A 14,411-nucleotide genomic window follows, 5' to 3' on the forward strand; every position below is an offset into this window, starting at 1 on the left:
CCGGCAGCGCGGAAATAACGGCACTCGAGTTTATCGGAAACGGCCAGGTCGAGATCGTCTTCCATTTTTCCCCGGATGACCCGGCGGCGCCGGAAGCCTACCGGTTTTCTCATGTTCCGGATACGGACCGGAAAAAGATATTTTATCATGACGAGGCGACATGGGACGCCTGGGCCCGGGAAAAGGGGATCGTTCCGCCGGCGGCGATCGCATGCGTCCGCGCGGAAATCACGGCGGGAACATGCACCCCCGTCGTGTTTCTGTTTCCCGATATCGATCAATAAATGGAGGTTCGTATGAAAAGGGTCATATTTATCGTTTTCGTGATACTGATAGTGTGCCTGACCGGCTGTAAACCAAAACTCGGGCCAAAAGGACTGGGACTGGTCGAAACGCCGGAAATGCTTTTCAAATCATTCAGGGCGGCCGGGCCGAAGGCGGGCAGCGGGTCGGCGCCCGAACTCGCGGCGGACGTCGATCTTTCAGCATATTTCCCGAAACCCGGTGACCAGGGGATGATCGGGAGTTGTACGGCCTGGGCGACTGCCTACGCGTGCAAATCCTTTCATGAAAACATCGAACGGGAGTGGGGTGCGGATAAAAACGATCACATCTTTTCCCCCTCATATATCTACAATCAGATCAACGGCGGGGTGGATCAGGGATCGGCGATCGAATACGCGGTCGCCCTGGTCATTGAAAAGGGGTGCGCATCCCTTGCCACCATGCCCTACACGGAAAATTTCCTCCTTCAACCCTCACAGAACGCGCACCTGGAAGCCCAGAACTATCGCGCGCTTTCCTTTGCAAGGGTCGATTTCACGGACACGGAGTCGGTAAAGCGCGTCCTTTCCGAAGGGAACGCCGTCCTGTTCGGGCTTGAAATGTTCGAGAACCTCTGGTTTTACACGGGCGGGGTCTACGATACGATCGACGGCCCGTCACTCGGCGGCCACGCCATGTGCGCTGTGGGCTATGACGAAGGGAAACAGGCCTTCAAGGTGATCAATTCCTGGGGTGATTACTGGGGTGAAGGCGGGTATGTCTGGCTGCATTACGATATTTTCACCCGATACACGATGACCGCGATCGTCATGTACGACCAGGTGGTCTATCATCCGGAAGAGGCGGCCGTTCCCGTCAACATCGAAGCCTCGCGGGGTTCCTTTTTCGATAAAATCGAGGTGACCTGGGAAAAGGCGAAAAACGCGCGCTCCTACCGTGTCTACCGTTCCGCGGAGCCGGACGCGAACTTCGTCAAGGCGGCGAGTACCCTGGGAACCACCTGGTTCGACACCGATGTCGCCGGCGGCGAGATATACTACTACGCGGTGCGAAGCATCGGCGTGGCGGGCGAGAGTGATTTCAGTGAATCGGCAGAGGGTTTTGCCGGGGTGAGGGAAGAGGAAATCGGTGTGCCGCAGAACCTCGACGGTATGTTCGAGGAGGATACGGTGTATATGAGATGGGACTCGATTCAAATAGCCGACGGGTACCACGTGTACCGGTTTTATCACGATAAGGAAAATTACCTCCGAGTCGGAACCACGCGGGACACCTCCTTCAGGCACAGGGAAGCCTTCGAAGACGGCGAGGTGCTCTGGTATATCGTGACCGCGTACAGGGGAGAGAAGGAAAGCGATCCGAGCGGGGCTTTTTCCGTGACGGTCGAGATTCCCGAAGAAGCGGCCGTCATCGTACTTTCGCCGCCGAAAAAAGTAACGGCATCCGAGGCGGAGTTCGAGGACAGGATCCGCGTCTCATGGGAGGCCGTTCCGGACGCGGAAACCTATGAGATCGGCAAATGGAACGACGGGGCGAAAGCGTGGGAACGCCTTGCCGAAACCGGCGAGACGTTTTTTGAGGAGATGAATCCTCCGTCTCCCGCGGGCTATTACACGGTCGCGGCAAGGTCGGGTGACGTCGTCAGCGCGCCGTCCGACCCGGCGATAGGTTATCTGAAGGAACACGAGGTCGTCGTTATCGACGGGGATGCCGCCTATGACGACACCGAATATTACGACGACACCGAGTTCGAGGATACCGATTACAAAGACGAAGACAAGTACCGGGACGACGAGGAGGTCAAGGGAAAAGAGATCATTTTTGACGATTTCCCCGATGACACAAAGAAAAAGGATAAAGACAAGGACAAACCGCAAAAGACGCCGGAACCGGTAAAGAAAAAGGAAATCATTACCGGGGACGAAGCCCTCGACAAGGTGCGGCAGAACATCGAGAAGAAAGCGAAAGAAGACGATAAGGACAAGGGCAAAAGCGAAGAAGAGAAAGCGCTCGAAAAAAGGACGAAGGATCTCGTGAAAGACGGATTCAAGGACGAGGAGTTCTTCGGGACGGAAGAAGAGGATAAGGCCTTTTTCGACGAGAATGAAGAAGCAGAAGACGACGATTTCTTCGATGACGACTTTTTCGATGAGGAGGACGATTTTTAGGGGGGAGAAAATAGGCGTGTATGAATTTAATATGATACACACATATATGAAAGTTATTTGGGTAAAATAAATTTATCTCCGTTATAATGAATCATATGGTAAGGAACGGCAGCAATCCATACTTCGGTTTCCCATGCAATATTTTTTGAATGTTTTTTGAATTCTTTAAAATCGAGAAACGCACTTACGAAAACCAAACCATGTGTATAGTTTTTAAAAATTTCCTGCAACTCGACAACTCTTTTCGGATTCATAGGGCCATGAGACGTTACCGCTTCTATTAAGAATATATAGCTGTTTTTATTATCGAGTATGACTACATCCGGAAGTTTATCATGTCCGCTAATATTGACCCCCAAATCCTCGAAATATTTGTAATCAATATGAAGATCTTTCTGTGCGGTATCCCCGATATATAACACTACAGGCTCGGAGATGAATATAGATGCAAAATCCGAGACGATTAAAGATTGTAATTTGTTGTGCTTTCCTGGAGACAATTCGAGTCTTTTTCCATCCGGCAGGTTTATCGGTACTTTTCTTCTATCTTTTTTCTTTTGATACACATCCGCGAGAGACCCTTGTTTTGTGATAAACTCTTTTGCGTTTTTTTCATATTGATCCGTGCCGAAAGATTGGGCAACTTTAAGTGCCGCCATTGAAACTGAGTAATGAGAATGTGGACTGTTGGTTGGCAGATCCGGGTTATCGGGATTATAATCGGCAATTCTGCCCTTAATTCGAGGATGATCGTGTTGTCGACAACAAGGTTTGCAATGTAGGCGCCGATATATTCCTGTTTGTAGTTGAGTGGATAGACCTTTTGCCGTTCAAACGGAATACCGCTATGAGTAAGTTCGACGTATAAAGCGCTTTCATAAACGGATTCGAGCAGGCCGGGGCCGAAATGGTCGTGAATGGTAAACGCCGTGCGAATGATGTTATCCGAGAGATCTTTGAAAATGAGTTTTGGTGTCATGAGTGATGTGGGGTGTAATATGTCAGGAGGAAGAAAAGGAGTAACTACGAATTACACGGGAAGAGACGAATTACGCGGATTGATATGGAGAATGAGAATTTAATAATTATTAGTGTGTCTATGAATATATGAACTTAATAATTAATAATATTTTTTTACATTAATAGTTATACAAATTATAAAAATAAAAAACTCACCATCAAAGACATACCGCTTTTACGTCTTGCACCGACACTCCAGCCGCCGCGTCATCCGTTCTTTTCCGCGTAATCCGTAGTAACCCCAATTGTTTTATAAGAAATATTGCCAAAAGCCGGCGGGAGAAGCGTGCTGTCTGCACTGCAAGACATCCGGTTCAATCCTCCCACATAACGATCTTGTTTCTCCCGCGCCGGATGCCTGTTTTCCCGCAGTACGGACAGGTGTTTTCGATAAAAAGATCTTCTTCCGTCGATGAAAATCCGCAGGATGAACATTCGGTGCTCTTTGCCCTGTACATCGCCTGATCCGCAAGGGAGACGAGTACCTCGACGACAGAGGCTTTGAGGGTATCTATCTTGTTCCAGTCCGTTTTTTCATTATCTTGTACCTCATAGAGGTCCTTGAGGTCGTCGATATTCAGGGTACTGCCGATGGTTTTTGCGTTTTCCATGAGTGAGGCGATACCAAAACTCGATGAAATTGCCGTGGCCCGGCCCTTGAACGGAACGGGAATCGCGTTGATCCTTTCCTTGAGTTTCTCGGCGGCGATCGAAGCGCCGGCCAGCGTGGTGTCCGGCAGTATGACAAGAAACTCTTCACCCCCGTATCGCCCGGCTATATCACTCGTTCTGATGGTTTTTTTAACCGTTTCCCCGACACGTGCCAGTACTTTATCGCCCGCCTGGTGGCCGTATATATCATTGAATCGCTTGAAGTGATCGATATCAAAGAAAATGAGCGAGAGATTCCGATAGCTTCGCACGATAAGCTGGTCGTGGAGTTTCCGGAGGATCGTCTGGCGGTTATAAAGCCCGGTCAGTTCGTCGAGTATCGCCCGTTTGAGTGTTTTACGGTAATGCATGTAGCGTTTGAGGTTCGTCTCGATCGTGAGGAGGAAATCGGTTTCATTGAGCGGTTTTTGAAGCACGGCCACCGCGCCTTTTTTCCTCCGTTCGATAATCACTTCCCTGTCGGCGATGGCGGTAAGAAAAATAAAGGGAATCGAAGAAAAGTCCGGATTACCGATGATCTTGTCGTGAAACTCGTCGCCCTTCATTCCCGGCATATTGTAATCGCAGATCACGATATCCGGTTTGTACGAATATGCCGCGTCTATCCCTTCGGCTCCGTCGGAGGCGATCACGAAATTCAGGTAACCGGCGCGTTCGAGATATTCCCGTTCGATATCGCGGATGTATTCATTGTCTTCGATAATAAGAATGATCCCCTTGTGCGGATCGTATTCTTCTTCCTCATTGACGGATCGTATGAACGCGTGAAATCCGTCTTTTTTCGCTTTTTCATCGATCTCTCTCTGCAATATGTGTGAAAGATTTTCCCGTTCCGCCGTCATGGTAAGGGACGACACTTCTTTCTCTGAAACGTGTTCCTTTTCGAATATGTTCTTCCCTTTGAAAACTTCCAGGAAAAACGCGGCGCCTTTTCCCGCGCCGCCGGATTCTGCCCAGATTTTTCCTTTGAGAAAACCCATTAGCTGACTTGAATATGCGAGTCCTATTCCCGTGCCCTTGAAGCGGGAATCCCGCGTATCATCGATCTGGACAAAGCGTTTGAAAATATCCTTGAGTTGATGTTTCGGAATTCCCACACCGTTATCCTTTACGATAATCCGGACGCTTTTCTTCTTTTCGATGCATTCGAGGACTATCCTGCCGTTCGACGGATCGACGAACTTGAGCGCATTGGAGAGGATATTGTGAAGCACTTCCTCGAGTTTTTCCGGGTCGGTGTAGATATCGTCAATTTCGTTCTTGGGGAGTTTGCCGGTCAGCTTTATAGGGGTGTTTTCGATTGTCGATTGATAAAAATCGACGATACTCTCGAGGAATTTCACGAGGTTCACTTTTCGTACGGTGAGTTTTATCCCGAGGGCGTCCATCTTGCCGAGTTCGAGAAGTTTGTCGATTTTTGTCTTCAGTTTCAAGGATGCGTTGAAGATATTGGAGAACCATTTTTTACTGTCGGTATCCGTTTCGGCCGGGGACTTGCGGCCGAGATCGGCCGTGTTTTGTATGATCATGAGTGACGATCTGAAATCGTGGGTGATATTGGCGATAAAGTCGTTTTTCAGATCGTCGAGTTTTTCGAGTTTACTGTTCGATTCCTCGAGTTCCTTTGTTCTTGCCTTCAGCGCGTCCTCCGCGATCGCCCTTTTTTTAAAAAGGCTGGTCATCATGAAGCCCGAACAAAACATATCGTGAAGGGTTACCAGAATATTTTCAGCGCGTGTGTTGAGATCGAAAATAATGAATCCGAAAATCATTTCCCGAAAATATAATATTCTCACCATCCATGAAAAACGTTCCTTTTTCGGTATATACTTCACCGGAAGCAGATCGATTGAAGGGAAAAGGGGACCCTGTTCTCCATGAATTCGGGCCCTGTTACCGGCGAGAGAAAGGACAAGCCGTGAGGTGCCTTCGGAATCCCGTTCTGCGGGAGTTATTCTGCTTTCGACCTCGTCTTCAAACAGGGCAAGAAAGCACCTGTTAATCCCGAAGTGGTTGACCGCCCGAGCGATGATCGGGAGAAGTTTTTCGAGCTCGACGACGCTGTGAAGGACAATCGTGAAAAAGCTTCTGAGTGCGTTGTCCTGCTGGGATCTGATATATTTCTGCAGCCCTTCCTTGAGTTCATAGGTTTTGCCGGCAAGAATCTGCGCCTGGTGAAGCAATTCGTCCGCTTTTATCGCGTCCCTTGATGTGCCGAGATTGGTAATGATGAGGCTTCGCATCAGATAGATGATATCCTGCCACGAGACCGCATCATCGTCATGGATAATCGTTTTAGTAAGCGTTTCGTTGAGGAATGTAAGAAAAGCGGAGATCTCTTTATGCTCCGAAATGTCGTAGAAAAAGCGGGCCGCGAGGTTTTCGAGATAATCGATGTACTTTTCCCGCTTTATTCCCGGAATAACCAAACGTTCGAAAATCTCGTTCGCGACGTACTCGGAATCGCTTTCATGAATGGCGGCCTTGAGGTTTTTTTTTGCGGGGGTGCCGGTGTGGTCCCTTATTATCTTTCTCGGCATTGGGAGGCACCCGCACGAATAGCGAATGACCGGCGATGCGGTAAAATCGATGTTGTCCGGTACTTTTTTTCCCGCGATGAGGTCGAGCAGAATTTCGGTTCCTTTCCCGGCTATCTGCCGTACCGGCTGCTGGACCGATGTGAGGGGAGGGGACGCAAACTGTACGTCCTCGAGACCGTCGAATCCCGTCAATGCGATATCATGGGGGACATTGATTCCGCGTTCCTTGAGTATATGCAGTGCCCCGAGCGCCATCCCGTCATTGGAGCAGACAAGCGCCTCGAATTTCACTTTTCTCTCGTCGAGAAGGACGCGGATCGCTTTCTCGCCCGCTTGCGAGGAAAAATCGCCGGGAACGACGAGACGGGAATCGACCGGGATGTCATGTTCGCGGAGCGCTTCCCGATACGCCTCCCAGCGTACCGCTGCGTCGACATTGTCCCGCAATCCCTGAATAAAGGCGATCCGTCTGAAACCGTGTACGTCGATAAGATGGTTGATCACCGATTTCATTCCGGTTTTATTGTCGACACAAATACTGGGAACACCCTCAAGACGGATGTAAAGGCTGACAACAGGTTTTTTTTTATAATATTCGATAAAGGCGGCGAATTCCTCTTTCGAAATGAAATTTCCCAGTGAGCCCGATGATATGAGAAAACCGTCTAACCGATCGAAGTTGACCATGCCGTAGACGATATTTTCATTGTATTCGTAATATAATCCCGCCTTGAGGCATTTCCCGCAATAAACGATAAGATTCGCGTCATGCGATTCCGCGACATCGGCAACCCCCCGCCAGAGCAGGCGGTGAAACTGATCGTCCAGCTGATCGGTGAGAAAACCTATTGTCGGGCGTTTCGCTTGTTTTTTTGCCATTATGAGTTCTCTCTCGTCCCTCACCGCAACGTCTCTTTTATAAATGATAGTTGAACACACAATGGATGTCAAGGGAAACCCCGCGTAGCCGTCCGCGGGCCGCGTGCCAGACGGGGACGTGCCGGAATCCGGGACGGATTATCGCGGGTTGTACTGCATGAGGAGAAGTGTCATATCGTCTTTCGGCATGCCCCATTCTTCTGCGCGGGTGAGGATCGAATCGCGCAGCTGTTTGAGATTGGTCCTGTTGGCCTCCCGGTTTGCCATATGAGCCATCACAACCGATTTTATCTCCGCCTCACCGAATAGTCGGCCCGCGGCATCGACTACTTCCGTCACGCCGTCGGTATAAAGAACAAGGATATCACCCTTTTTCATGGCGAACCGCCTGTTTTTAACTTTTCCTTTGTACTCGTGCTTATCGAGGATTCCAAGCAAAAAACCGTCGATTTCAAGGTTCTCGCAGATTTTTTCACTGTAGCGGTAAATGATCGGGGGATTATGATATCCGGCGTAGACGAAAGAGTTGTCGTCCGCCTGATGAAAGGTCACAAAGGTCACATATGAAAACATGCCCAGACTGTTTGCGATGATCTCATAAAGCCGTGAGTTCAGTTTTTCCAGAAACGCCTTTGAATCCTGTCCGCCGTTTTCTTTCGCAAGCATCTGATAGTTATACATCGCCAGCATCATGATGATTCCCGCAAGAATTCCGTGACCTTCGACGTCGCCAATGGCGATTTTCAATCTATTGCCGTCATAATAAATCGAAAACAGGTCCCCGCCCCCGTGAGTCAGGGGGCGGGTGACGGCGGATACGTCAAAGTCACCGTACCTGGTATGCCTGATTTCCGGAAGCAGTTTCTTTTGTATCGTATCGATTATCGACAGGGCCTGTATTTCCCGTTCTATCAGCATGTACCCTTTGAGGGCGGTGCTGAAAACCTTCTGCAAACGGTCGAACAACTCGCCGCTGTTCTCCGTTTCATTCAATTCCAGAAGAACGAAACCGAGGGATTCCCCTTCGAAATGCAATGGATGAATGGAGTATCGCCACGGCCTGTCGGCCGGCAGCACTCCGGTATTCAGGACCGCTTCCTGACCGGCGCCGTCGTCGTCTGACCGTATAATCTTTCCGTTGTTATATGCCAGAAGCAGTTTGTTTGTTTGGCCGCCGGAGTCGTCTCCGGAATAGGTATAGATATAGGCGGAGGTGATTCCCAGTTCCCTGAAATTGGCGTGAAAAATGTATTCGAGCGATTCGATCTTGAAACAGGCACTCAGGTTGTTGAAATTGTCGAGCAGGAAGTTCTTTTTACCTTCTTTTCCCGTTTCCCTGTCTCTGGAATCCTCATTAAGGATACCGTCGACGAGGTTCATCGTGTTCCTGAGTACCCGTTCGATACGGTTTTCGGAATACCGGTATTGTGCTTTGAGAATAAATCCCAAAGCCACCATCTCCTGATGCCACCACATGATGTCTCCGTCTTCGTTTATCTCCCGGTACAGAAGCTTCCTGACCTCGCGGTAAAAGCCGGTATCCTCCGGATTGCCGAGTGTCTGAAGCAGGGATTTCTCCAGGGTCGCCGGGATGGTTCCGTCGTATCTTCGTGAGAAGAGCCCCCGTACGCTTTTTGTTTTTTCTTCGGGAGAGTTCCGCAAAAAATCCGGAGGGTAACTGCCGCAGGAATTCCGAATGACCAAAGACGAAGTGACGTAAACGGTATCCGCCCGGCCGTCCGCTCCGGCGTCCGGCGGTTCTTCATGAAGGCGCGCGATCATCCATTGAACGCATTTTTCCATCAGTTCATCGAACGACTGTTCGACTGTCGTGATCGCCGGGGCGACCGCAAGTGACCCCCGGGCATTGTCGAATCCGGTGACCGCGACATCATCGGGTACGCATATCCCCATCTTTTTGAGTTCGACGATCGTTCCTTGCGCCATCGCGTCGTTCGATGCGACAATGACTTCGATTTCCCCTTTCTTTATCAATGGCAGAAAATATGCCGCCGCCTCGGGTCCGATGGTTTCTCTGAAGTCGCCGCGAAAAATCATGGGATGATCGGCGTCAATGCGGTACGGTTTTTCGATCAGTTTTTTTTCACTAAGCGTCTCGTTGAAAATCCCGAAACGTTCTTCCGCGTCCGGATTCCCGAGAACACCCGTTATAAATGCGAATTTCTTATAGCCGAGTGAATCGATGAGATGCGACAACAAAGCTTTCATTCCCGGCTTGTTGTCGATACAAACGGAGGGAATGCCGGGAAGTGCCCCGTGGAAGGTGATTACCGGCAGGTTTTCGAAGTTTTTACAAAATGCGGTAAAATCGGTCTTATGAATAGCGTTCCCGATCGTATAGGCAACGATCAGTCCGTCGATAAACCGTTCATCGATGAGGGTGTAAATCCTGTTGTAGGCGGCCGTATAGAATTGCGTTTTGTCATCGATATTACCCCCGTTTAGCACAAAGAAGTTCGCCCCTGATTCTTTTATAACACATGAGGTGATCGCCCCGAAAATGTCGTCGTGAAATCCTGCGGCCCCGGTCGAACGTTGTATGAGGATGGCTATGTTTTTCAACCCCTTTTTTATATTTTTGATCAGGGTACTCCTTCGAAGACGGGGAGGTTACCGGTCAACGCCCGCCGTGTATCCATTCGTATTAATTATAGTCATTCCCTTGGCCGGTGTAAATACTTTCCTTGACATGTTTTCCCGTACCGGTATTGCATAAACGATACTGTACAATATCGTCAATATATTTTATAATAACGGCAAACAGCGTGAATGAAAAACGGGGCCGCGAAAGCCCCTTTGACAAACAGGTTGAAGGATACCCGATAGAGTAACGTAACCGTTAACCTCATGAAAAGCATCGGAATTTTACTTTTCATTTTATCTTCTCTCTCCGGTTATGCGGAGACGAGTCCGGGTGAAATTAATCCGCAAAAGAACATCATTATCTCGCCCGAGCTGGCCTGCAGTTATTCTTTCCCGGCAGGGAACGCCGCCCGTACCCTCTTCCCGGGTTGGGGGGGAGAACTGGGGCTGCATGCCGAAAACATTTTTACGGATAAAAGCGCTTTTCTCGTCAACTTCGGCTATGACTTTATTCGGGAAACATTACCCGATATCGATTCGATCGTTATTGTTTCGCTTTCGCTGTTTGCCGGTTACCGGATCGTGGACAACCCCCTGTTTCGCATAACGCCTTCTGCGGGCTGCGGGTTCCTCGGGCACATCGTCGAACAGGACGGATATTCCCTTTATTTCGATCCGCATCTCGCCGTTCAGTCCGAGTTTACCCTGCCGCTCGTCTATCACTTCTCCGTATCGGCGACGCCGCGGCTGATGCTTTTTTTCGAGGGGCACGATATCGGTATGATGGTCAAAGTGTGTGTCGGTATCAAGCGGGACTTTTTTTACCGCGGAGAGAAAAAACGGCCGGCGAATACGGTACGGCATGTGTTCATCAGTGAAGACGCCCGGGTTTTTTCACCCGACGGAGACGGTTTCATGGATACGATCTCCTTTTCCGTCGATGCCGGTCCGGATCGTCTCACCGGTGGCTATGAGTTCGCTATCATCGACGAATACGGCCGCCGGGTCCGGAAAATGGAGGGCGTTATCGGAACCGCTTTTGCATACGAATCGGCATTGACGTGGAACGGATACGACGACGGCGGCCAGCGGGCGTCCGACGGCGGTTACAGGGCCGTGTTCACCGTTCAGTCAGATAACGGCGCACGAGCGTCCGCGGAAAGCGGGATTTTCCTGCTGGATACGTCGCCGCCCGTTGTACGGCTTTCCATTGTTCCTGAAATTTTCTCTCCCGATGACGACGGCATCAACGACACCCTTTCCGTTTCAGCCACGATTTCCGATCTTTCCGGTATAGCCGATTGGACGATTATCATCGAGAGACCGGGCGGCACCCGGGTTAAAACATTTACCGGCAGGGGGCCGTTTCCCGGATCGATCGAATGGGACGGGATACCGGATAACGGGGAAAAAATCGAATCGGCCGCTTTATATCCGCTTTATCTTACCGTGAGAGATGAGGGCGGCAATCACGCCGTCGCGGCCGGCATGATCGAAACCGATATACTGATCGAAAAACGGGAGGGGGGAAACAGTATCGTTGTGTCAAATATCTATTTCGAACCCTATTCGAGCGATTTCGCATCCGGCAGCGGGGAGATTATCGGGAAAAACAGGGCGGTAATCACCCGACTTGCTGAAATACTAAAACGATTTTCATCCTGTGAGATCGTCATAGAAGGCCATTCGTTCAACGAATTCCATCGCGATAAAAAACGGGCGGAAAAAGCTGAAAGGGAGGTCTTTTTTCCGCTTTCGAAAAAACGCGCCGATGCGGTCAAAAAAGCCCTCGTCGAGACGGGAATCGACGGATCGCGTATAACGACACGGGGGAAGGGAAGTTCGGAACCCCTTGTTCCTTATGATGATGAGAAAAACAGCGGCAGGAACAGGCGGGTGGAAATATATCTCGAGGAGCGATGAGAGGGTTTTGGATTTGTACATTGTGTTTGTCATGCCAATTATACTTGTTTTTCACTATACAAGAAAACATAGTCCGGTCATTCCTGCCCTATTTTTCCCCGGTATTATTGCTTATGTAATGCGACAGGAAAATCGTTTGTCATAACAGTGGAATGGTATCATCGGCTTCGCGAGCCTGTCATTCTTCCCGCGCTCCCCGAGCTGCCTCCGAAGATGATGATAAGGCCGAGGATGAATCCCAGATTGTACCACCCGCCGTTGTTGTGTACTTCGTAAATATTGACGTTTTTGTTGAAAAGGGAAATGATGAAGGTCACGGGCGTGATGATTCCGTGCCATAATCCCTGCCAGAAGCCGGCCACCTTCTTTTCGCCGGCTGCGACATTCTTCAACTCATTGGGTCCCGCCGCGCAGGCGGCCAATGAAAGCATGAGAATGACTAAAAGAAAATATGCGGATAATTTCTTCATGGTTTTCCTCCTTTTCCATTGTTAAGTATTTCATCCGGTAAACTCACCTCCCCCTTCAGGTACAGGACCGCTTTTCCCGATATCTCGATTACCCCGCTTTTTTTCCGGCATAACAGAAATCCCCCGCGCTTCGACAATTGTCGCGCCGTAAACTCGTCTTTGTGCAGCACGCCGCTCCAGTACGGAACGAGGGTCGTATGTGCGGAACCGGTGACCGGGTCCTCGTCGATACCGGACTGCGGTGCGAAAAACCGCGACACGAAATCGCAGTCGTTTCCGCGAGCCGTGATGATGACGCCGCGCGCCCTGATACGCCGTATCCTGTCAAGGTCGTAGAAAATATGCCTGATTTCTTCTTCGTTCCTGTAAACCAGCATGTAGTCCGTTCTCCCTTTGATCGTCTCAACGGGTTCGATATCGAAACAGGCCTTAATTTCATCGCTTGTTTCGACGGCGGTTATGGTGTCTTCCGGGAAACTCATGGTAAGGTAATCACCCTCCCGCCTTACCGCGAGTAAACCGCTTTTTGAGTCGAATGACAGTTCTCTTCCTTCGTATTGTTCGTAAAGAAAAAGCACATAGGCGGCCGCGAGGGTGGCGTGTCCGCACAAGTCGACCTCGGTCGCCGGGGTAAACCACCGGATATGATACCGGCCGTCCCTGAAAATATAAAAGGCGGTCTCCGCGCAATTGTTTTCCATGGCGATATGCTGCATCAATGAATCAGGCGGCCAATCGCCGGACAATGGGCAGACGGCCGCGGGATTTCCCGAAAACAGGGTGCCGGTAAACGAATCGATCTGGTATAGCTTGATGTTCATTATTGCCTCTTCTTGAGTATTTCTTCCGGCCATTTATCCCTTACCCTGTCTTCTCCCGTGTAATAATCGACGCCGCTTTTTGTCATGAATATTTTTTTCAATGGCAGTATGTTGATCTTCCCGGAATCGGGGTACTCGCATACATCGATCGGGGATATTGTCCTGATATCCAGATAGCGGCACGGCGCATCCGAATGGTTGTACAGCTGATGCGCCCCGCCCGGACCGGGTTCAAAAAAGACGATATCACCCGCTTCAAGCCGTCTGAATCCCGCAGGCGTTCTGAGGGTCGCTTCACCTGAGAGGACGACGAAGAGTTCTTCCGCTTCCAGGTGGTAATGGTAGGGGTAGGAAAACCTGTCGGGATCGAGCGACCGGATATTGAAATCGAGATGTGCCGATTTCGCGATTCCGGCCAGGGCTTCGCTCGTATGCCAGACAAACTCGGGCACGGGTGACTGTCTTTTCGTGAATTTGATTGTCTTTTCATTCCAGATAAATGGCATATGGATTCCTCCTTTTTTTTTATCGGATCCGTCATATTTCATGCGATCAATGATTTCGTCCACCTGTCTTCGATGGGTTTTTTACATTCCTAATATCCTCTTGCCCGTAAATCGGAGATTATATCGATATAGACGCCGATGATGTCGAAACTCCGGCTGTTCATTCTTCGAAGATCCACCAGATCCGCGTGTGAAACCCCCCGTAACCCTCTCCCCGCAATCGTGCCCCTGAAGTGAGCGTATTGTGCCGATTTTACCGCAACCAGGCCGTCATTGTCGCCTTCCAGTATTTTAACGAACGTATAAGTAAGGAAGAAGAGTATATCACTGAAGGAATTTTTCATTTTTGCCGCGTAACTCTGATAATAAACCCGCGGATCGTCTTTATTGCGGAGATTGAATTCCCTGCACATGGAACGGGAGAGCTGCCTGCTGCCGTTGAAGAAATCGGGATGGCGGTCGCCGAGAAGCCTGAAAAAGAGATTGGCCGCCCTGGAGAATCCTTTATAGAGTGAGGGTGCGA

The 14,411-nt window shown here is 49.9% G+C and carries 11 protein-coding genes; 3 read left to right on the forward strand and 8 right to left on the reverse strand.

Annotated features, from left to right (window positions below; genetic code table 11):
• Together JW881_00545 and JW881_00550 are read left to right on the forward strand one after the other, a co-directional pair.
• On the forward strand, nt 1–284 hold a 284-nt coding region (locus tag JW881_00545; GenBank protein MBN1695973.1), incomplete at its 5' end, for a hypothetical protein.
• A gap of 12 nt (nt 285–296) precedes the next feature.
• The gene (locus tag JW881_00550) at nt 297–2,453 is read left to right on the forward strand and encodes a hypothetical protein (GenBank protein MBN1695974.1); all 2,157 of its coding nucleotides are present in this window, start codon (nt 297–299) and stop codon (nt 2,451–2,453) included.
• Between the two features lie 53 nt (nt 2,454–2,506).
• Here the strand turns inward: JW881_00550 and JW881_00555 are convergent, their stop codons facing one another.
• The 4 genes from JW881_00555 to JW881_00570 form a co-directional block, all read right to left on the reverse strand.
• Nucleotides 2,507–3,019 carry a hypothetical protein gene (locus tag JW881_00555; GenBank protein ID MBN1695975.1) on the reverse strand — a complete coding sequence of 171 codons (513 nt, stop codon included), beginning with the start codon at nt 3,017–3,019 and terminating at the stop codon, nt 2,507–2,509.
• A complete protein-coding gene (locus JW881_00560) occupies nt 2,980–3,432 on the reverse strand; it encodes a GxxExxY protein (protein ID MBN1695976.1) in 453 nt (150 codons plus the stop codon). The genes JW881_00555 and JW881_00560 overlap by 40 nt, the downstream gene beginning before the upstream one ends.
• A gap of 355 nt (nt 3,433–3,787) precedes the next feature.
• Nucleotides 3,788–7,564, reverse strand: a complete 3,777-nt coding sequence (locus JW881_00565) for a diguanylate cyclase (protein ID MBN1695977.1) — start codon at nt 7,562–7,564, stop codon at nt 3,788–3,790.
• A 138-nt stretch (nt 7,565–7,702) separates the two neighbouring features.
• The gene (locus JW881_00570; protein ID MBN1695978.1) at nt 7,703–10,147 is read right to left on the reverse strand and encodes a SpoIIE family protein phosphatase; all 2,445 of its coding nucleotides are present in this window, start codon (nt 10,145–10,147) and stop codon (nt 7,703–7,705) included.
• A gap of 285 nt (nt 10,148–10,432) precedes the next feature.
• Here JW881_00570 and JW881_00575 point away from each other — a divergent pair, with 285 nt between their 5' ends.
• Nucleotides 10,433–12,091 (forward strand): OmpA family protein, encoded by a 1,659-nt coding sequence (locus JW881_00575; protein ID MBN1695979.1) that lies wholly within the window; start codon nt 10,433–10,435, stop codon nt 12,089–12,091.
• Nucleotides 12,092–12,249: 158 nt separating this feature from the next.
• Here JW881_00575 and JW881_00580 read toward each other — a convergent pair whose 3' ends face one another.
• The 4 genes from JW881_00580 to JW881_00595 form a co-directional block, all read right to left on the reverse strand.
• A complete protein-coding gene (locus JW881_00580; protein ID MBN1695980.1) occupies nt 12,250–12,561 on the reverse strand; it encodes a hypothetical protein in 312 nt (103 codons plus the stop codon).
• Nucleotides 12,558–13,382 carry a PhzF family phenazine biosynthesis protein gene (locus JW881_00585; protein ID MBN1695981.1) on the reverse strand — a complete coding sequence of 275 codons (825 nt, stop codon included), beginning with the start codon at nt 13,380–13,382 and terminating at the stop codon, nt 12,558–12,560. Before JW881_00585 ends, JW881_00580 begins: the two co-directional genes overlap by 4 nt.
• On the reverse strand, nt 13,382–13,888 hold the full coding sequence (locus JW881_00590; protein ID MBN1695982.1) for a cupin domain-containing protein: 507 nt from the start codon (nt 13,886–13,888) through the stop codon (nt 13,382–13,384). Before JW881_00590 ends, JW881_00585 begins: the two co-directional genes overlap by 1 nt.
• Nucleotides 13,889–13,977: 89 nt before the next feature.
• The coding region (locus JW881_00595; GenBank protein ID MBN1695983.1) for a hypothetical protein at nt 13,978–14,411 on the reverse strand (434 nt) is incomplete at its 5' end.

The organism is Spirochaetales bacterium (genome assembly GCA_016930085.1).
Lineage (GTDB): Bacteria > Spirochaetota > Spirochaetia > SZUA-6 > JAFGRV01 > JAFGHO01.